General features: G+C 67.4%; 16 protein-coding genes. 5 read left to right on the plus strand and 11 right to left on the minus strand.

Annotated elements, in window-relative coordinates; translation table 11 throughout:
- Positions 1-40 precede the first annotated feature (40 nt).
- From DES44_RS00495 to DES44_RS00525, 7 genes are all read right to left on the minus strand, one after another.
- A complete protein-coding gene (locus DES44_RS00495) occupies positions 41-1135 on the minus strand; it encodes an AAA family ATPase (RefSeq protein WP_083525884.1) in 1095 nt (364 codons plus the stop codon).
- Positions 1132-1764 carry a nicotinamide riboside transporter PnuC gene (pnuC, locus tag DES44_RS00500; protein WP_058936673.1) on the minus strand — a complete coding sequence of 211 codons (633 nt, stop codon included), beginning with the start codon at positions 1762-1764 and terminating at the stop codon, positions 1132-1134. The genes DES44_RS00495 and pnuC overlap by 4 nt, the downstream gene beginning before the upstream one ends.
- Positions 1761-3110 carry an AMP-binding protein gene (locus tag DES44_RS00505; RefSeq protein WP_058937631.1) on the minus strand — a complete coding sequence of 450 codons (1350 nt, stop codon included), beginning with the start codon at positions 3108-3110 and terminating at the stop codon, positions 1761-1763. The genes pnuC and DES44_RS00505 overlap by 4 nt, the downstream gene beginning before the upstream one ends.
- Positions 3111-3115: 5 nt before the next feature.
- The gene (locus DES44_RS00510) at positions 3116-3694 is read right to left on the minus strand and encodes a hypothetical protein (protein WP_232309854.1); all 579 of its coding nucleotides are present in this window, start codon (positions 3692-3694) and stop codon (positions 3116-3118) included.
- Between the two features lie 140 nt (positions 3695-3834).
- Positions 3835-5658: a vWA domain-containing protein gene (locus DES44_RS00515; RefSeq protein WP_232309853.1), complete on the minus strand. Its 1824-nt coding sequence runs from the start codon at positions 5656-5658 to the stop codon at positions 3835-3837.
- Between the two features lie 11 nt (positions 5659-5669).
- Positions 5670-6656, minus strand: coding sequence for a hypothetical protein (locus DES44_RS00520; protein WP_083525883.1), 987 nt, complete (start codon positions 6654-6656; stop codon positions 5670-5672).
- A gap of 15 nt (positions 6657-6671) precedes the next feature.
- The gene (locus DES44_RS00525) at positions 6672-8252 is read right to left on the minus strand and encodes an AAA family ATPase (protein WP_058936670.1); all 1581 of its coding nucleotides are present in this window, start codon (positions 8250-8252) and stop codon (positions 6672-6674) included.
- A gap of 202 nt (positions 8253-8454) precedes the next feature.
- Here DES44_RS00525 and DES44_RS00530 point away from each other — a divergent pair, with 202 nt between their 5' ends.
- The 3 genes from DES44_RS00530 to DES44_RS00540 all read left to right on the plus strand — a co-directional run bounded on the left by DES44_RS00530 (position 8455) and on the right by DES44_RS00540 (position 10679).
- Positions 8455-9945, plus strand: a complete 1491-nt coding sequence (locus tag DES44_RS00530) for a C25 family cysteine peptidase (protein WP_058936669.1) — start codon at positions 8455-8457, stop codon at positions 9943-9945.
- Positions 9935-10213 carry a hypothetical protein gene (locus tag DES44_RS00535; RefSeq protein WP_058936668.1) on the plus strand — a complete coding sequence of 93 codons (279 nt, stop codon included), beginning with the start codon at positions 9935-9937 and terminating at the stop codon, positions 10211-10213. The genes DES44_RS00530 and DES44_RS00535 overlap by 11 nt, the downstream gene beginning before the upstream one ends.
- A gap of 163 nt (positions 10214-10376) precedes the next feature.
- Positions 10377-10679, plus strand: coding sequence for an ElaB/YgaM/YqjD family protein (locus tag DES44_RS00540; RefSeq protein WP_058936667.1), 303 nt, complete (start codon positions 10377-10379; stop codon positions 10677-10679).
- A gap of 219 nt (positions 10680-10898) precedes the next feature.
- Here the strand turns inward: DES44_RS00540 and DES44_RS00545 are convergent, their stop codons facing one another.
- Positions 10899-13148, minus strand: coding sequence for a putative bifunctional diguanylate cyclase/phosphodiesterase (locus DES44_RS00545; protein WP_058936666.1), 2250 nt, complete (start codon positions 13146-13148; stop codon positions 10899-10901).
- 149 nt (positions 13149-13297) lie between these two features.
- On the opposite strand from DES44_RS00545, the gene DES44_RS00550 reads away from it, so the two are divergent.
- Positions 13298-13681: a phage holin family protein gene (locus DES44_RS00550; protein ID WP_058936665.1), complete on the plus strand. Its 384-nt coding sequence runs from the start codon at positions 13298-13300 to the stop codon at positions 13679-13681.
- On the plus strand, positions 13681-14016 hold the full coding sequence (locus DES44_RS00555) for a hypothetical protein (RefSeq protein WP_058936664.1): 336 nt from the start codon (positions 13681-13683) through the stop codon (positions 14014-14016). The genes DES44_RS00550 and DES44_RS00555 overlap by 1 nt, the downstream gene beginning before the upstream one ends.
- A 123-nt stretch (positions 14017-14139) precedes the next feature.
- Here the strand turns inward: DES44_RS00555 and DES44_RS00560 are convergent, their stop codons facing one another.
- The 3 genes from DES44_RS00560 to DES44_RS00570 all read right to left on the minus strand — a co-directional run bounded on the left by DES44_RS00560 (position 14140) and on the right by DES44_RS00570 (position 18207).
- Positions 14140-16866, minus strand: coding sequence for a YgiQ family radical SAM protein (locus DES44_RS00560; RefSeq protein ID WP_170156572.1), 2727 nt, complete (start codon positions 16864-16866; stop codon positions 14140-14142).
- 72 nt (positions 16867-16938) lie between these two features.
- Positions 16939-17442, minus strand: coding sequence for a hypothetical protein (locus tag DES44_RS00565; protein ID WP_058936663.1), 504 nt, complete (start codon positions 17440-17442; stop codon positions 16939-16941).
- Between the two features lie 12 nt (positions 17443-17454).
- Positions 17455-18207, minus strand: coding sequence for a TetR family transcriptional regulator (locus DES44_RS00570; RefSeq protein WP_083525882.1), 753 nt, complete (start codon positions 18205-18207; stop codon positions 17455-17457).
- Between the last annotated feature and the right edge of the window lie 108 nt (positions 18208-18315).

Here is an 18315-nt window from a genome sequence, read left to right on the forward strand (position 1 = left end):
CGGCCCGTGGCCTCCAAGGCGGCTTCGGCCGCCTTTTTCTTTATGGCGCGCTCTTCACCGGATGCGCGCCATCCTCCCGCTTCACAGCAGCCTGAATCGCCCGCACCGCCATCGACAGACGCTGGTCCAGCGAGCCCGACACCTCAACAAACGGCACGTTCCTGTCCGAGAGTTCCTGCCGGTAGCGCGCCTGCTGCATCAGCCGGGAGTCCGCCGCCTGCCGGGTGCCGTCCTGCTCGAACGGAATGTCGGTGTCGCACAGCACGGTCAGGGTGTAGCGGCGCTCGGCCGCTGCGCTGAGAACGGGGTCCACCTGGCCAAACATCCACTCGCTGTACAAACGCGTGGTGAGCGGCGTGGTGTCGCAGATCAGGCAGCCCTGCGCGCGCTGCGCCTGCTGCACCTCATGCGCGATCTGCGTGCTGCCGATGAGCGCCATGTCCTCAAAGCTCAGGCGTCCCGCCTGCTGCTCCCACAGCGTGCGCCCGAATTCCGGCACCCAGGCCGTGTTCAGCGACTGCGCCAGTGCACGGGCCAGGGTGGTCTTGCCGGTGGACTCCCCGCCCAGCAGCGCGATGCGGGGCATGAAGTCGGCGAATACTTCCGGACTCAGCAGATGCCGATGGGCCAGCGGGTCCCTTCGCACCTGCGTGCCCGAGACGGGCACCTGCACTCGATGCAGGTCGACGCAGACATGGCGCACCGGTGCTCCGAACACCTGTGACAGGACCGCGGCAAAGCCGTCGCCATACGTTTCGCTGGTGAAGACCGCCTGGACCGGGCCTCCAAACAGATCCAGCATCAATCCGGCGACGAAGTGGCGATGCACGTCTCCAGGGGCGTCGTCCGCGGGAATCTGCCGGGGCGCAACGCCATGGTCATGACACAAACGCGAAAGATGTTCAGGGTCCAGGACATGGCAGCGCAGCGCCGGAAAACGTGCAGCCAGCCAGGCCGCACGTCGTTCCCGGTCCAGGCCGGGGAAGCCGGGCTCGGTGTAGCTCAGCACCACCAGCTCGTCGCAGTGCTGCTGCGCGTGCTGGATCAGGTGTTCGTGCCCGAGATGCAGAGGGCAGAACTTGCCCACCACCAGGCCGCGCGGGAACCGTCGCGGAAGGACGTGCGGGCCGCTCATGCGAGAGGGCCCGCAGGCACCGATGCCATGGCCGTGCTCATCCCGCCGGGTGCGGACTCAGCAGCCCGGCTCTGCGCGCGATACAGGCGTCGCCAGGTCCACCACCCATACCAGGCATTGATCCAGTAAGCGGCATAGAGCAGCGACGTGAGCCACAGCCCCCGGCTCGCATACAGCGGCACCGACAAGGTGTTCACGACCACCCACACCGGCCAGTTCTCCAGCCGACGACGCAGCAGAAAGATCTGTGCCACCACGCTCAAGGCCAGCACCGCCGAATCGAGGAAGGGCGCATAGGCATCGGTCAGGCGACCCAGCAGCCATCCATATCCGCCGGTCACCGCCACCGACATCAGCACGGCGACCGTCCATTCGCGACGCGTCGTGCGGCTGATCGGTTTCGAAGCACCCCCCTGGCCGCGCTGCCAGTGCCACCAGCCCAGCACGCTGGTGACGAGGAAAAAGCCCTGCAGCGTCACGTCGGCATAAAGCGCCACCTGGAAGAAGGTGACGGCAAAGAGCACGCAACCCACGATGCCGGTCCACCAGGTGTGCACGCTGTTGCGGGCCGCCAGCAGGATGGACAGGGTGGTGAAGGCGCTGGCGCTGAGTTCGATCGGATCGGTCATGGCCCGCAGGCCTCCAGGTCGGATGTGTATTGCAGAACCTTGTCGTCCGCCTGCAGCGGGGCCAGGGCGACGGGGAGCGGGCCCAGCAGCGCAGTCAATGCACCGGTGAGAGCAGGTCCCTGGTCAAGAGCCGCCGCAGGCACACGCAGCTGCAGCGATCCGTCGGCGTGCTGATGCAGCGCATATTGCGTCAGCGGCCACGGCGCCAGGGCATGGGTCACGTCGATGTTGTTGATCCAGCGCGCATCAAACGTCCGGAAGCGAACCGGTGCCCGCCCCATCAAGCCCTTGAGCACCGGGCCTTGCGGCGTGTGGACCAAAGCGGCGTGGTCCCCGGTGCGGTAGCGCAGCAGCGGCAGGCAAAAATTGAAGCCACCGGTCAGCGTGATTTCCCCGCGCTCTCCGTCCGGCACGGGATGCCCCTCGTCATCGAGGATCTCCACATAGAGCCGCGGCTGCAGCAGCAGGTGTCCGCCCAGCGCCGGGTCGAACACGGCGATCGGCCCGGCTTCGTTCATCGAGTAGAGGTCCAGCACCGGGCATTCGAAACGTTGCGCCAGCGCCTGCCGCAGGCCGGTGGACAGCGTCATGCCGACCGACAGCAGCGCACGCGGGCGGCAGGTCAGGGGCAGCGTCAGCAGCTCCCCGAAGGACAGCGGATCTCCGGCGATCACCTCCGGCGCCAGCGCATCCAGGTAGGTGGTGCGGTCGTCCGGATGACGCCAATCGCCGGGATGCAGATTGATCTTGGCCAGTCCCGATTCATCCATCAGCGGCGTGACGCTGACGTAGGTGAAGCAGCGCTGCTGCATGCCCAGCAGCACCACGCCCACCTGGCCGCGCCGGTGATGCGGCTGCACCGCCACGCGCCGCAGCGCCCGCAGGTGAAACGCCAGGTAGCGCGCGGCCACCACCGGATGCGAGGCAATCAGCAGCGGGGTCCCGGTCGTGCCCGTGGTGCGGAAGTTGATCATCCGGTCGACCGGGACCGGGTCCGGCACAAAGCGGGCAATGTCGGCGGCCAGATCGGCGCGGCGGGTGGTGGGCAGGGCGTCGAATCCGCCCGACAGTGTGGGCAGCTCGCGGTAGGCCGGCACCTCCCGGCAGGTCTGGGCCACGAAGTCGTCCAGCCAGTCCGGCCGGCCGCCGGGTGGCCAGCCGACGTCAGCGTTTTGCACGTCCGCCACGAAGTCCCGCAGCGCCTCCACCTCCGCCGCCAGCAACCGGGGCCCGCTCTGGTTGGTGAAGCGCGGCGCGGCCGGATGCTCCCGCAGGAAGTCCAGCATGCGCTGGCCCGCCTCGGTGAGCGTGGGACAGAAGGCCAGGTCCTCCTCGCGCAGCGGCATGCCGGTCACTCGCGGGTCCACTTGTCGGCCGAGGCCTCGGCCGCCTTCTTGACCAGCGCCTCGCGAATCTCACGCGCCCGTGCCTGCGCCGCCTTGCTGGCTTCCAGCAGACGCCGCCGCTCGGTGGCGCTGAGGGCGGACAGGCGGTCAGCGGCCTGCGCCGCAGTTTCTCCGTCGGGGCGCAGATCCAGCCGCGCCAGCACCACCCGCACCAGTTCCTCGCGGCGGTCCGGATCCTTCAGATAGGTCGGCACCGGGGCGAGCCCGGCCAGCTCGTGGGCCGTGTCGTCCAGCACATGGAGCAGGGCGGCGCGCGGCAGGCGGCTGGACGCGAAGCTGTCGTCGGCGAGCAGCCACGCCATGACCAGCGCCATGCGCAGCCGCGGCAGATCGGCGCTGCGCCCTTCGAATCGACGCAGCTCCTGCAGCGAGGCACGTCCCGGGCCGCGGGCCAGCAGGTCGTTGACGACGGCGGCCACGTGCACCTGCCCGCCCTTGTCGGTCCGCGGCTCGTCCAGGAAGTCCGGCGGCAGGTCCGTCAGGCGGCGCAGCAGGGTGTCGAGCGGGGGGCCGGGCAGCAGCATGAGGGTGGGGCAGTCAGGCCTGCGCGGGAGCAGGCGATGAAGGGGCATTGTCGCAAATCGGGCGTGATCGGACGTCGAAGCTGCGGAGCTCGCGCAAGCGGCGGAATCCATGGAAGGCGTACATCCCGCGGTGCACGCGATCACCCGTAATGCCGGCGCGCAAAGCCCCGTGCAAAGCCCAGCAGGTCTTCCAGGTCTCGGATGGCATGGATCTCCCAGCCCTGCTGCTTACGTGCGCGCCGAAGGCACTCCAGGGCCTGCGCCTGCCAGCCGGAGGTCATCTGTTCCCAGCCTTCCGGCAGTTGCAGCGCCATGCTGCCACCGCCGCCGGCTGCCGACAGCGCGCGGGCGGAGATGTCCCATCCGTCGTTGCCCCGTTCATCGCGGTCGAACATCGTGCTGATGCCGTCGTCGGAGATCATCAGCACATGGGTCAAGCGGCTGCGCGCACGGGCGGTGAGATAGGTCTCGCGCAGGCGGTGGATCGGAAAGGCGGTACCGCCGCCGTAAAAGCCGGTGAGGATGCGCAGGATCGCCGCTTCATCGCGCACAAAGCCGTCGGTGTGCATCTCCTGCTGCTTGCCGCTCCAGAGCGTCACCTGCACCCGGGCCCCGGCCCGCAGCGCCGACAGCGCGATGACGGCGCCGGCCAGGCTCGGATAGGACACCCGCACTTGCGGATTGGGCATCGAGCCCGAGCTGTCCACATACAGGTCCAGATCGATGGGAGTTTTCACCGGCAGGGGGCTCGGGTCCTCGCCATAGTGGCGCTGCACCGTGGTCACGCCCGGGATGACGCGGGGCGACACCAGCACGCTCTGCAGCGGATCGATCAGGTCCACCGCATCCCCGATGTCCCAGGGGTCCAGGCCTTCCACGAGCGGCTCGGGGCGTCCGGGGCGGCTGCGGCGCGGGAATGGAATCAGGTGGGGCAGGGCGCGCTGGCGGTAATAGCGGACGGCGGCTTCATGGTCGTCGATCGTCAGGCCGGCGGCACGCAGCAGTTCGCCGTATTCAAACGGCTCCCGGCACTGCCCGTGGGCTAGGTCCGAGGCCGCGTCTTCCGCCGGCTCGCGGTGCTCGTGCGTCGTCTCGGCGGCGTCGTCGCCGGTGACGGCCGGATCGCTCGCCGGATGCCGGACCTGACCTTCGCCGTCGTCGATCTCCAGTCCGCCATACGGCTCGGCGCCTTCACCGGCAGACCGTGTGTCCATCAGATGTTGCACCGCGCCCTGCTCGGCCCGTTCCGCATCTTCCACGAGATAGGGCAGCAGCAGCGCGGCAAATCCACCTGCACCGGCCAGCCAGTCCGAGGCGTACACCCGGACCAGTCGCGCCCCCAGCCAGGCGTCGCCATCCAGGGTCGCGTCTCGTGGGCCGGACCCCAGGCTGCCGGGCGGCTGCCTCCACAACTGCTCATAGATCCGCAGATACAGATCCCAGACGCGGCTGGTCACCTCGGTGGTGCCCGGCGTGCGTTCGCCGGCCAGGCGGCGGTAGACGTCCGCCAGTCGCAGGGACTGCTGGCGCTGGAGTCGGTCGTTGATCAGCAGGTCGGCATAGAGATTGGCCACCATCGGCGCGAGCCGCTCCAGCGTGGGCAGACCGGCCCGGATGCGGGCGAGCAGGCGCAGCTGATCCGTCATGTTGCCGGGCACCAGCACGTGGTGGCCGATCTCATGGGCGAGGATCTCCACGCCGTAGTCCTCCAGCCCGAGCGCCGTGATGGCGGCCAGGTCGATGACGATGCGCTGATCCACCAGCCGGATCATGGCGAAGCTGCCCTGCAGGCCCTGGTCGGCCGCCTCCACGCGGCTCTCGCACAGATGCGGCAGCTGCAGCCGGGTGTAGCGGCTCCAGTGGGCCAGCGCCTCGGGCCAGGCCTGCTGCCAGCGCTCGAGGACGCTCAGCGCAGGCATCGGCTTCTGGGGCTCAGGGGTGGCGGAAACGGATGTCGTCGTCATGGGCCTGTCCCTCACAGCGGCACCAGACGCAAGGCATGGGAATACGGCGATGCAACGGCCAGCGTGTGGGCCGTGCTGGCCAGCACCAGTCCTTCTTCCGGAAGATCCAGGGCCAGCTCGCGGTCGGCCCACAGAAGGGTCGATCCGCGCAGGCGCACGGAGGCCGGCCGTTGTGGCGCCTGGCCCTGATCGAACGCGTGTGCCGTGCTGGCCATCAGCACCGCCCCACACGCGTCGGCCACCGCCATGAAGTGCCGGCCACCGCTGCGCACCAGCACCCCTGCGTCGGCCACACGCAGCTCCGGCGGCGTGGCAAAGCGCCCGCCAAAGCCGGTGAAATCGCCCAGGGTCCAGCCGTCCGGCCGCGCCACCGGGCCTGCCCAGGGTGTGGCTTCCAGCCTGCCGCGCCAAACGTCGGGCGCCGTGTCCGGCGGCACCAGCAGGGCCTCGCGCTGCAGCGGCTCGGGTAGTGCCGCCGCGGCCCGCAGCGCACCGTTCCTGAAGTGGGCCAGGCCGGCCCGCCAGGCCAGCACCTGACCCAGCGCCAGCAACTGGGCCGGGGTGTCGCAACGCGGGCCCAGCCCGGCCATCAGGGCCACCCATTCGGCCGGCCGCGCACCCTCCACCGTGCCCAGATGCACCGCGGCATTGCTGAGCGCGCCCAGCAGGTCATGCGGCTGTTCAGCAATCAGCGATGCGAGCCGGGGCATCAAGGTCCGCCAGGTGTCATTGAGCAGGGGCAGGCGCGCGCCCGGACCGGCCAGGCCCTGCGTGCACAGCACCAGGGCGATGTCGTAGGCGGCCAGGGTCACGGCGGCCGTGCGCGCCGGGGTGACCGCGTGGACGGCTGACACCAGCGGATCCAGCTGATGCTGCAGGAAGGCGGAGAAGGCGGCCCCATCGAAACCCGGCGTGCGGCGGCGGGTCTCTTCCACGCGCTGGTTGAACTGCCGCCGTCCGGCGGCCAGCACCTGGGCCAGGGGCGGGGAGATCAGCATGTCCTCGCCCCTCCGTTACTGCGTGCGCAGCCAGTGCAGATAGTTGGTGTAGCGCTGATGCAGGTATTTGAGCTTCTGCAGGTCGTCATGCAGCGGGCCGTACAGCTTGCGGCCCTTCACCAGCTCGCCCACCAGGCGCTCGATGGCGGCCAGACGCTTGCGGGTCTCGGATTCCGAGACCCCATCCAGGCCGGCGGCGAAGGTCTGCGCCAGACGGCCCACCGGATCGTCGCGGTCCAGGTCCAGCCGGTCATATTCTTCGCAGGACAAGTCGAACAAGCGGCGCAGCCAGCTCAGGCGATCCGTCCGATAGGCCGCATGACCGGGCACCGAGAAGAAGGGCGCCTCCAGGTCGGGTTGCAGCTTGTCGTGCAGCACGAAGGGCAGCATCTGGCGCAGGTCCTCCAGCTCGACGCGGGCCTGGCCCCGGAAGTAGGCCAGCGCCTTCGCATACAGCAGCAGCGACATCAGGTTGCGCACCGAGACGCCGTTCATCGTCTGACAGCCCAGGTCCTTGATGCGGTCGCGGCCGTTGTCCGCCGCCAGCACCTCGGCCCATTCCACGCCGGACAGGCGGGCCGTGTCCTTGCTCATGTATTCGAACTGCACGCCGGCCGGCTCCAGCAGCTCGAACTGGCTGCAGAAGAATTCCAGCCGGCGTCGCACCGGCGCCGGCATCTCGATGGCGCGGATGGCCTCGCCCATCTGGTCGATCTCCTGCTCGGTGAAGACGATCTGCGGCGGCACCATCTCCTCGGGCTTGAGGTTTTCCTCGACCCGCATCTGCAGCTCTTCCAGGAAGCGGGGATTGAAGGCCAGGGCCTGGACCACCACGTCGATGCGGTCGCGCAGGGCCTCGATCACCTGGTAGGTGCCGCCGCCCTGGTCGTCATTGGCCGTCAAATACCAGGCAGATTCCGGACATTCATAGAGGTGGTTCAGGATCTCCGCATAGTTGTCGCCCATCACCGTGAGCAGCGCGCTCTGGGTGCGGGTGGGAATGCGGTTGTATTCGTCCACGATCTTCACCCGCATGCCCAGCCAGCTGCGCCATGCAATGCGGATGTCCTCCATGCGCTGGGCCTGGACAAGGTCGCCGGGCAGGGGGTTGCCCAGCAGGTCCGCGATCGTCATCTGCGGATGGCCGTGCTGCATGGCGCGGCGCACGTCCCGCACCGGGTAGCCGGCCAGGACGCCCATCAGCAGGGCGCTGGCGGTCTTGCCCCGACCGGGGCCACCGACAAACAGGCATTTGCGGCGGGTGGCAAAGGTCAGCAGCGGCAGCAGGATGAAGCTGGAATAGCTCTGCGCCGAAGGCAGCGTCAGGGTGCGGCGCGTGTCGCCCACGGTGAAGGTGGTGGGCGGCCCGTCATTGAACTCGATATCGTAATGCGGGCTGATGATGGCGTGGTTGACGATCCAGAAATAAGCCTGGCGGAGCTTCTCATCCAGACGCACCGGATCGGCGCTACCGTCTGCACCGGTGGTGATGGGACCGCGATACAGGTCGGCGACGTCGAACTGCCTCGAGGGGGGCGCCGCTCCGGGATTGGTCGGAGCTCGGGAGATGCGCTTGAAGAGATCGAAGGCCGGCATGAAGAGGGCTGCTGGTAGCTGCTGGGGCTGCTGCGCGAGGCGATGCGCTGGATTGTGCGTCCATTGTGGCCAGCTCAGTCAAACGTGAGCCTGGGCGCCTGCGCGGCACACGCTGGCTCCTGATCGCGGCGCTGATTGGGGCGCCTGATTGCGGCGCTTGTGCGTCCTGTCCACAATCGGACTTCCAACAGGGAAGGACATCATGGACAAAGTCATCGTCATGCATCGCGGCGCCCTGCGCAGCAAGTATCGGAGCGAAGGACTGGCCCGCATCGAGGCCGCACTGAAACAACTGGTGGCTGCGGACCAGCGCCGCGGTCTGGAGACGCAGCTCCTGGCCATCGACATGACCGCGCCGATGAAAGCCATCGGGCTGGCGCCGGTGCAGGGGCCGGCCGATGCGCGCCTGCTGAAGAAGGCCATCGACGCCCTGGTGCAGACGCGTGCCCCCCACTACGTGGTGCTGCTGGGCGGCCCGGATGTGCTGCCGATGGTGCCGCTGCGCAATCCCGCCCACGGCGGTGAATTGGGCGACAGCGACCCGGTCGTGCCCAGCGACCTGCCCTATGCCTGCGACGCCGCCTACAGCACCGATCCCAACCGTTTCATGGGCCCGAGCCGCGTGGTCGGCCGGCTGCCCGACCTGGCGGGCGCGAACCGGCCCGACCTGCTCTTGCAACTGATCCGTGCCGCAGCCCGTCATAAGGCGCAGCCGAGGGAGAACTACCTGGAGAGCTTCGGTCTGTCGGCCGAGGTGTGGCAGGCCTCCACGCGCCTGAGCCTGACCAACACCTTTGGCCATGCCGACCAGTTGCACCTCTCGCCGCCGCAGGGCCCGCGCTGGACCAAGGCCGACCTGGCGCCGCGCATGCACTTCATCAATTGCCATGGGCAGAAGGACATGCCGGAGTACTACGGACAGCAGGGGGACGACTATCCGGTGTCTCATCGCTCCGCGCTCATCCGTGACCGCATCACTGCGGGCACCGTGGTCGCTGCTGAATGCTGCTATGGGGCGCAGCTGTTCGACCCGGCATTGGCGGAAGGCCAATGGCCGATGGCGCTGCGTTATCTGGGGGACGGTGCCTGCGCCTTTCTGGGCAGCACCACCATCGCCTACGGCCCGAGCGAGGGCAACGGCTCGGCGGACCTGCTGTGCCAGTATTTCCTGCAGCGGGTGCTCTCCGGCGCGTCGACCGGACGCGCATTGCTGGAAGCACGGCAGAAATTTGCCGGCGAGCGCACTCATCTCGATCCGATGGATCTCAAGACCCTGGGCCAGTTCTACCTGCTTGGCGATCCGTCCCTGCAGCCGGTGACCTTCGCCGGCCATGCGCTGACCCGCACCAAGGCCTACCGCAAAGCCTTCGCGACGGTCCAGGACCGCGGCGTGCGTGGGCTTCGTCGGGAAAAGCTGGAGCGCGACGGACGTTACCTGGCACGCGCCTTGCCCACTTTGAAGTCCAGCGATCAGCCTCCGTCCTCGGCGGTGCAGTCGGCCATCGAGCCCATGCTGAAGGAGTCCGGCCTGTCGCCGGCCACCTGCAGCCGGGTCAGTTACACGGTGGCTGGGGCCCCAGGGCAGCGGCGGATCCATGTGTTCAAAGGATGGAACGCGGCGCGCCTGCTGGCGCTGGTCGTGACCGAGCAGGACGGCACGCTCCTGCATGTGAGGCGCATGCATGCCCGCTGAGTTTCCTCCGGACGCGGACGGCCGCACCTGCTTGTCGGGTCGGCTGGTCCGTGAGGTGATTGATGGTGGCAGCAAAAGCGAAAGGCCGGCGCTGCTGCTGGTGCTCGAGGACGGGCGGCGGGTGCTGCTGCGCAGGCAGGGCGGGCATCCGATCCGTGACCCCGTGCTGGAGGCCTTGGAGGGACAGGTATTGCGAGTGTTTGGACAACAGCGTGACGGCTATTTTCTTGTGCAGGATCTCGATCCGGCGCATGACCAAAATCAATAACCGTTCGCGTGATGCCCGTGCAGTGGGGTCGGTTACCTGGACTGACTTGCTGCGAGGGGTGGGAACGACGTACAAGGTGTGATGAACCCGCGAGGGTGACCAGGTTCTTTGGATTCCTTGATGGAATCACTGCAACAGCAACTCAACGAACAGGAGAAAAAGCATGGCCAAGAATCCTTCCGACCGTCTGCTGGCGGATCTGCACCAGGTGGTGACGGACGCGGAGTCGCTGCTGCGCGCGACGTCGGACCAGACCAGTGCCACGGCGTCGGAGCTGCGGGCGCGTGTGCAGGCGACGCTGGACCGTGCCAAGGGCAGCCTGGGTGATTTCCAGTCCGCCGCCATCGACCGCGCCAAGGCGGCGGGCAAGGCCACTGACGAATACGTTCACACCAACCCGTGGGAATCGATCGGCGTCGCCGCCGGCGTCGGCCTCCTGCTGGGCCTCTTGATCTCGCGACGCTGAAAAAAACGGCCCCAGTCGCAGACTGGGGCCTCCCTCCAGCCACTCCCGCGGAACTGGCTTTGCCAGGCCGCTGGGAGGCGCCCCCTGGGGGCAGGAGCGAAGCGACTGGGGGGCCTGTCCTTCCGCGGAACTGGCTTTGCCAGGCCGCTGGGAGGCGCCCCCTGGGGGCAGGAGCGAAGCGACTGGGGGGCCAGTGTTCTCCCCTTGGGGGCAGGAGCGTTAGCGACTGGGGGGCCTATTCCTGATCCATTCTTCGAGCTGGTCGGCGGGCATGGGGCGGGCGAAGAGCCAGCCTTGACCCTCGTGGCACCCTAGCGCCAGCAGGTGCTGGCGTTGCTCCTCCGTCTCGATGCCCTCGGCAACGACACGCATGCCGAGGCTGCAGCCCAGGTTCACCACCAACTGCGCAATCGTGGCGCCGGCCGCACTGCTCTGCGCTTCGTGCACAAAGGCGCGGTCGATCTTCAGACGCTCCACATCCAGGCGACGGAGCTGACTGAGCGACGAGAACCCCGTTCCAAAATCATCAATGGCCACCGTGGCGCCAGTGCTGCGGATCTCCGCCAACACGCGCAGCACCGTGGAAATCTCTTCCATGGCCATCGATTCAGTGATCTCCAATTCCAGCGCACCGCCCGGAATCTCGGCATCCCTCAATGCGCGCCGAATGGAATCAATGAAACCCGGGTGCCGGAACTGCGCCAGCGAGATGTTCACCGCAATGCGGAAGTCACTGAATCCATTGCGCCGCAATTGCGCAATCTGAAAACACGCCGTGCGCAGCACAAATTCGCCGATCGGGACAATCAGCCCCGATTGCTCCGCCAAGGGAATGAACTGGTCCGGCGGCACGAACTGGCCGTCCGAGGTGCGCCAGCGCAGCAGCGCCTCCGCCCCGATCACCTGCTGCGTCGCCAGCTCCACCTGCGGCTGGTAGACCACGAACAGCCGCCGCTCTTCAAAGCTGGCCCGCAGTCCCTTGAGCAGCTTGAAGCGCTCACGGGCATCGATGCCCATTTCGGCATGGAAATACTGCGAGGCGCCGCGATTGATGGCCTTGGCCCGCTTCAGCGCAATCTGCGCATCCAGCAGCAGCTCCGAACCCAGCGCCCTCGATTCAGCCAGTCGCACCAGGCCCGTGGTGGCACTGAGCTGCAAACGCTCGCCCGAAACGGTGAACGGGTCCTGGAAGAGCTCCGCAATGCGGTCGCCATTGACCAGCTCTTCCGGCCCCAGCAGACCAAAGGCATTGGAGGAGATCCGTGCCATGGCCGTGTTGTGGCCCAGCTGGCCCGCCATGCGCAGCGTCACGGCCTGCAGCACCTGGTCGCCGAAGCGGTGGCCGAAGGCGTCGTTGATGTCGGCAAAGTCGTCCAGGTCGATCAGCGCCAGCGTGATGCCGTCCGGAGACTTGAGGTTCTGCTCCAGCACCTCGATGAAACGGGTGCGGTTGGGCAGCTGCAGCAGCGGGTCGTTGTAGGCCTGGTCCGAGAGCTGGCCATACAGCACCACGTTCTCGAAACCGGCCGCGATGTTGGAGCTGAAGGCGCGCAGCAACTGCTGGTCCAGGTCCCCCAGCGGACGCGGCACCTCCACCAGCACCGCCATCGCCCGCCCATTGGGCAGCCCGAAGTACATGACGGTGCAGCCGTCGTCATGCAGATGGTCCGCCAGGGTGAAGGCGCGGCTCAGCAGCTGTCGCACCCGCTGCACCGGCAGATGCCGCAGTGGACGGTTCAGCAGCGAGCTGTACTGGCCGGCGGCCGCGATCACCCGCGCTTCGCCGCTGGGGTCGGTTTCGCTCTGCACGCACACGAGTCCGTCCGGCAGGGTGCCGAGCAGCGCGCTCAGCAGCGTGATGACCCCTTCCGCGAAACTCTGCATGCCGCGCAGCCGGCCCAGCTCCGCGCTGGCCTCCACGATCATTTCCATGCCTTCGCGGCTGGCCTCCAGCGCGCGGATCTGCCGGTAGGAGCGAATGGCCGCCGTCAGCACCGTGTACAGACGGGTGCGGGTCAGCTCCGACTTGGTCTTGTAGTCATTGATGTCATAGGCCTGGATCGTTTCGATCTCCGGCGCATAACCCGGCTGGCCGGTGCGCAGCACAATGCGGATGGCGCTTAGCTGCAGTTCGTCCCGGATATATCGCACCAGTTGCAAACCGGCGTCGTCCGATTCCATCACCACGTCCAGCAGCACGACGGCAATGTCCTGCTCGCGGGACAGCAGGCGACGGGCCTCCAGGGCCGAACGGGCATGCAGGAAGCTCAGCGGCTGGCCTTCGACCAGCAGGCCTTGCATGGCCAGTTCCGTGGCCTTGTGGACGTCGGTGTCATCGTCCACGATGAGCACGCGCCAGGGGAGGGCGCTGGGCGGGGTCTCGCGGCTGGTGTCTGGGTCGTCCAGAAACTGCAGCACGTCGTCGTCCTCGACGACGGCAGAGTTCGACGGATGCTGGCGATCAGACATTGAGAAACCTTGTCGTGACGCCCATGCGCGGCGGCGCAAGACGTTGCCTTGACTTTAGCCCAAGCCTCCCTCTCCGATGTGGCTTGTACGCCATCGTTTCCCCCGATTCAGTGGTAGGGTGACACGGTCGAGGACGAGGAGAAAGTCACATGGAGTCGCAGGAGCTCAATCTGGCCGACCGATTGCGCCGGATGGCCGCCCGGACGCTGTCGCTGGCGCGGGTGCGTCTGGAATTGCTGGGCGTGGAGCTTCAGTCCCAGTTGCTGCGCCTGTTTGCCGCGCTCACCGGCCTGCTGCTGGCCCTGCTGCTGGGCGTGGCTTCGCTGCTGATGCTGATCTTCGCCGCCCTGCTCTGGGTGCCGGACACCTGGCGGGCCCCGCTGGGACTGGCCCTGGGTCTGGGCATGGCCCTGGCGGCGGTGCTGAGCTGGCAATGGGCCAAGCGGCAACTGGCGGAAGGCGACCCCTTTGGCGCCAGTCTGGCCGAGCTGGCCCGGGACGCGCGTGCCCTGGGTGACACGGAGGCGGGCTGATGTGGCGTGACATGCAGCAGCGGCTGAAGCTGCGCCAGATTGACCTTCAGCTGCGCAGTGCGGAGCTGCGGGTTCAGCTGGCCCAGGACGTGCGAAGCCTGGAACAGCCGCTGCAGTGGGCGGACCGGGCCCAGGGCGTGTGGCGCCTCATGCGCAGCCTGCCCAAGGCCTGGAAGGCGCTGGGAGCCTTGGGGGGCATCGGCGGGCTGGTCGGACTGGCCCGCCTGTTCGGCAAGCCCGGACGTCTGGCACGGCTGTGGACCTGGCTGACGCTGGCGCGCCGGGTCTGGCGCTTTGTCAAACCGGCGCGGGAACGCGAGCCTGGACAGCCCTAAGGGTGGCCATCACGGTGGCCCTCACGGCGGCCTTCGGGGCGGCCCTCGGCATGGGCGCAGCCCGAAACGCCACCATCAACCGCTTTGCCCACGAGGCCAGCCAGGCCTCGTGACCGCTCCGGATCAGGGACGGCCGCGCTTGATCCCGCCGCTGCGGACTGGGGTGCCGCTGCGTGCGGAGGTGTTGCTGCGCACAGGGCTGGCGCTGCGCTGAGGGGCTTGAGCGCCTTGCGCGCCATGAGCGCGTTGCCCTGTCTTTTGGCCCATCTTTTGGCCCATCTTTTGGCCACCCACACCCCCCGCCCGCGCGGTCGCCGTGGTGCCGGATCGTGCCGGCCCCACCGCCGGACGCTTGGCCGCCCCGGTTTCCCGCGGCGGCAAGCCGGTGTGCTGGGTCAGGATCTGACCGGCTCGCGGCTTGTTGGGCGCCGTCTTCTGTCCCGCCTGCGTCGAGTTCTTCCGACGCGCCGACTCATAACCGCCATCGGTGGCCGGCTGGAAGGTCGGAATCAGGTGATGCTTGCCGTTGCCGATCAGGTCCGCGCGGCCCATCTCCTTCAGCGCCTCGCGCAGCAACGGCCAGTTGTTGGGATCGTGGTAGCGCAGGAAGGCCTTGTGCAGGCGACGGCGCCGCTCGCCCTTGACGATGTCCACCGCCTCGCTGTCCCGCGTCACCTTCTTCAGCGGATTCTTGCCGGAGTGGTACATGGCCGTGGCCGTGGCCATCGGGCTGGGATAGAAGGTCTGCACCTGGTCGGCGCGGAAGCCATTGCGCTTGAGCCACAGGGCGAGGTTCATCATGTCCTCGTCCGCCGTGCCGGGGTGCGCCGCAATGAAGTAGGGAATCAAGTACTGCTTCTTGCCGGCTGCCGCGCTGGCCTGCTCAAACAGCTGCTTGAAGCGGTCGTAGGTGCCGATGCCCGGCTTCATCATCTTGGACAGCGGTCCGCCTTCGGTGTGCTCCGGCGCAATCTTGAGATAACCGCCCACGTGATGGGTGACCAGCTCCTGGATGTATTCCGGCGACTCGATGGCCAGGTCATACCGCAGGCCGGACCCGATCAGGATCTTCTTGACGCCGCGCAGGCCGCGCGCACGGCGGTAGAGCTTGATCAGCGGGCCGTGGTCGGTGTGCAGGTTCGGGCAGATGCCGGGATAAACGCAGCTGGGCTTGCGGCACGCCGCCTCGATCTCCGGACTCTTGCAGCCGATGTGCCACATGTTGGCGGTCGGGCCGCCCAGGTCGGAGATGATGCCGGTGAAGCCCTTGACCTTGTCGCGGATGTCCTCGATCTCGCGAATGATCGAGTCCTCGCTGCGGCTCTGGATGACGCGGCCTTCGTGCTCGGTGATGGAGCAGAAGGTGCAGCCGCCGAAGCAGCCGCGCATGATGTTCACCGAGAAACGGATCATCTCCCACGCCGGGATCTTGGTGCTGCCGTCATGGCCGCCCTGCTCGTCGGCATAGCGGGGATGCGGGCTGCGGGCGTAGGGGAGGTCGAAGACGTGGTCCATTTCCGCGGTCGTCAGCGGAATGGGAGGCGGGTTCAGCCAGACGTCGCGGTCCACGCCGCTGGAGGAGTGCCGCTGCACCAGCGCGCGGGCATTGCCCGGGTTGGTCTCCAGGTGCAGCACGCGGTTGGCATGGGCATACAGCACCGGGTCGCTCTTGACCTTCTCGTAGGCCGGGAGGCGGATGACGGTGCGGTCCCGCGGGGTGATCAGGGCGCGGCCATCCTGACCCGTTCGGGCCATGGGCTGACGCACGATGCGGATGGGCTTGACCTCCGGCATGGCGGCGGAGAGGGCATTGGCGGGCGCGCTGCCTTCGGCGGAGGCCGGGGCGGTCGCAGCGGCGGCGCCCGAGGCTGCAGCGCCGGTCGCCGCGCCAGCCGCCTGGCTCGCCTGCGATTGCTGCTTGGCGCAATCCGTGCCCTGGTCAGCCGCCACCTCGTCGGTGGTCATGTAGGGGTTGATCAGCGCCTCGACCTTGCCCGGCGCGTCCACCTCGGTGGAGTCGATCTCGAACCAGCCGTCCAGCGACGGATCGTCCGGCCGCCGCATGAAGGCGGTGCCGCGCACGTCGGTGATGGATTCGATGGGCTTTTTCTGCGCCAGCCGATGGGCGATCTCGATGATGGCCCGCTCCGCATTGCCATAGACCAGCAGATCGGCCTTGGAGTCCACCAAAATGCTGCGGCGGACCTTGTCCTGCCAGTAGTCGTAATGGGCGATGCGGCGCAGTGACGCCTCGATGCCGCCGATGATCACCGGCACGTCCTTGTAGGCTTCCTTGCAGCGCTGGGTGTAGACCAGCGTGGCCCGGTCCGGCCGCTTGCCGGCTTCGCCGCCCGGCGTGTAGGCGTCGTCGGAGCGGATTTTGCGATCAGCCGTGTAGTGGTTGATCATCGAATCCATGTTGCCGGCCGCCACGCCGAAGAAGAGATTCGGTTTGCCCAGTGCGCGGAAGGGGTCGGCCGACTGCCAGTCCGGCTGCGCGATGATGCCCACGCGGAACCCCTGCGCCTCCAGCGTGCGACCGATCACCGCCATGCCGAAGCTGGGATGGTCCACATAGGCGTCGCCGCTGACGATGATGATGTCGCAGCTGTCCCACCCGAGCTGGTTCATCTCCTCGCGCGACATCGGCAGGAAGGGGGCCGGGCCGAAGCGCTTGGCCCAGAACGGCCGGTAGGCAGTCAGGGCCTTGGCAGCGGAGGCGGACTTCGAGCCGGACTTCTGGCCAGAACCCTTGCCGGTATTCTTGGCAGAACTCTTGTCGGACTCGGGCGCGGAGGTGGGAGGCAGGATGGCAGACACGGCGGCGGCTCGGCGGGGGTAACCGGACATTGTCGCCGCTCCTCGGGGTTCACCCCAGGGGAGACCTCACAAAACCAGGGATTTCGCAGGGCAAATGGCGGGTCAATGCGCTGAATCGGGCGCGTGTCCGTGTTGCCGGTCTGCGTCGTTCGGCAGGGCAAGGCTGACGTATTCCAGCTGAGTCGCCGCTCGATCGGCCCACACGAAGACATACACCAAGCCGTCCACAAAGTAGGTCATTCCGACGCCGTCCCCTATCGGCTTGTCTCCTTCAGACAATGGCTTTCCCAGAATGGCGACGATCTCGCTTTTCGTCCGGGCTTTCCCGACGCCGAATGGCAAGTCGCCTGAGAAACCGCCCTTTTTGGTGAGATCGAGGTGGACCTTTGCGAACACGAAAGTTCCATCGCTCTTGCGTTCGATCCCAAGATCGGCGGGATCGTCTTCAAAGCCGAGAGACACGCCCGCATCCTTGAGCTTCAAGATGTACGGATAGTCGTCGGAGTCTTTGGGCCGCTTCTTCACGCCCAGGGTCAGGAGGAAGTCGTCGAACGGCTCGTAGACACTCGCGTGCCCAAAAAACTTGAACAGGTCGGAAACGTTCATGGTTGCAAGCGGTCAGGTGGGGTCCGCCGCAGGCGGGGGGGCGGGGCTATCCGCCGGCGTGGCATCGCGGGAGCGATTGGCGTCGCAGACCGCCTGCCGGCCCAGCGTGCGGCGTTCAGCCTCGGTGAGCGACGGGAAGCGGTTGGCCACTGGCACGGCCAGGCTGGACAAGTAGTGTTCCAGTTGCGCCTGACCCAGTTCCACCAGGTCAAAGGATTCCGGATCCAGCATCCAGTGGTGCAGCAGGCCGCCGACCAGCGCCATCAGGCCAATGGCCGCCCGCTGCGTGTCCAGGTCGGCCGGGAGCTGACCCAGGGCGATCGCCCGCTCGAAGGCGCTGCGGTTGTGCAGGGTCCAGTCCCGGTGCGCCGCCACCTTGCGCTCCAGGATGCGGGCCATTTCCCCCACGAATTCCACCCGCAGATTGGCGATTTCAAAGGCGCGGCGGGTGCGGGTGTTGTTGACCGTGCAGTGAAAGACGTTCAGCAGACCGAGCCGCAAATCTTCCAGCGGACGGTCCGGCGACGGCGATGTGGCCGCTTCAATGCCTTCTTCCAGCGGCATGGTGGCGCGTTCCATCATGGCGTCGAAGAGCTGCACCTTGTCCTCAAAGTGCCAATACACCGCGCCACGGGTCACCCCCGCCGTCTGGGCAATGTCCTGCAGGGACGTGCGGGACACGCCCCGCTCATGGAACAGCTGTTCAGCGGCGTCCAGCAGGCGGGTGCGAGTCTCCTGGGCTTCCTGTTTTGTTCGTCGGGCCATGTCCGGCATTGTAGAGGGGTAAACATACATGCGCGAATGTATGTATATACTCCAGCCCGTTCTGTAGTCGATTGGGCCTTGCCCGTCCGGCGAAGTTCTCCATCCCGA

Source organism: Roseateles depolymerans, from assembly GCF_003387155.1.
Classification (GTDB): domain Bacteria; phylum Pseudomonadota; class Gammaproteobacteria; order Burkholderiales; family Burkholderiaceae_C; genus Roseateles; species Roseateles depolymerans.

What these genes read in the sequence shown, in the direction of transcription:
- DES44_RS00525 (WP_058936670.1), bottom strand. Translation starts at nt 8,252, where the DNA reads ATGCCGGCCTTCGATCTCTTCAAGCGCATCTCCCGAGCTCCGACCAAT.
- DES44_RS00560 (WP_170156572.1), bottom strand. Translation starts at nt 16,866, where the DNA reads ATGTCCGGTTACCCCCGCCGAGCCGCCGCCGTGTCTGCCATCCTGCCT.
- DES44_RS00505 (WP_058937631.1), bottom strand. Translation starts at nt 3,110, where the DNA reads ATGCCGCTGCGCGAGGAGGACCTGGCCTTCTGTCCCACGCTCACCGAG.
- DES44_RS00520 (WP_083525883.1), bottom strand. Translation starts at nt 6,656, where the DNA reads ATGCTGATCTCCCCGCCCCTGGCCCAGGTGCTGGCCGCCGGACGGCGG.
- DES44_RS00540 (WP_058936667.1), top strand. Translation starts at nt 10,377, where the DNA reads ATGGCCAAGAATCCTTCCGACCGTCTGCTGGCGGATCTGCACCAGGTG.
- DES44_RS00550 (WP_058936665.1), top strand. Translation starts at nt 13,298, where the DNA reads ATGGAGTCGCAGGAGCTCAATCTGGCCGACCGATTGCGCCGGATGGCC.
- DES44_RS00565 (WP_058936663.1), bottom strand. Translation starts at nt 17,442, where the DNA reads ATGAACGTTTCCGACCTGTTCAAGTTTTTTGGGCACGCGAGTGTCTAC.
- DES44_RS00545 (WP_058936666.1), bottom strand. Translation starts at nt 13,148, where the DNA reads ATGTCTGATCGCCAGCATCCGTCGAACTCTGCCGTCGTCGAGGACGAC.
- DES44_RS00510 (WP_232309854.1), bottom strand. Translation starts at nt 3,694, where the DNA reads ATGCTGCTGCCCGGCCCCCCGCTCGACACCCTGCTGCGCCGCCTGACG.
- DES44_RS00515 (WP_232309853.1), bottom strand. Translation starts at nt 5,658, where the DNA reads ATGACGACGACATCCGTTTCCGCCACCCCTGAGCCCCAGAAGCCGATG.
- DES44_RS00530 (WP_058936669.1), top strand. Translation starts at nt 8,455, where the DNA reads ATGGACAAAGTCATCGTCATGCATCGCGGCGCCCTGCGCAGCAAGTAT.
- pnuC (WP_058936673.1), bottom strand. Translation starts at nt 1,764, where the DNA reads ATGACCGATCCGATCGAACTCAGCGCCAGCGCCTTCACCACCCTGTCC.
- DES44_RS00495 (WP_083525884.1), bottom strand. Translation starts at nt 1,135, where the DNA reads ATGAGCGGCCCGCACGTCCTTCCGCGACGGTTCCCGCGCGGCCTGGTG.
- DES44_RS00535 (WP_058936668.1), top strand. Translation starts at nt 9,935, where the DNA reads ATGCCCGCTGAGTTTCCTCCGGACGCGGACGGCCGCACCTGCTTGTCG.
- DES44_RS00570 (WP_083525882.1), bottom strand. Translation starts at nt 18,207, where the DNA reads ATGGCCCGACGAACAAAACAGGAAGCCCAGGAGACTCGCACCCGCCTG.
- DES44_RS00555 (WP_058936664.1), top strand. Translation starts at nt 13,681, where the DNA reads ATGTGGCGTGACATGCAGCAGCGGCTGAAGCTGCGCCAGATTGACCTT.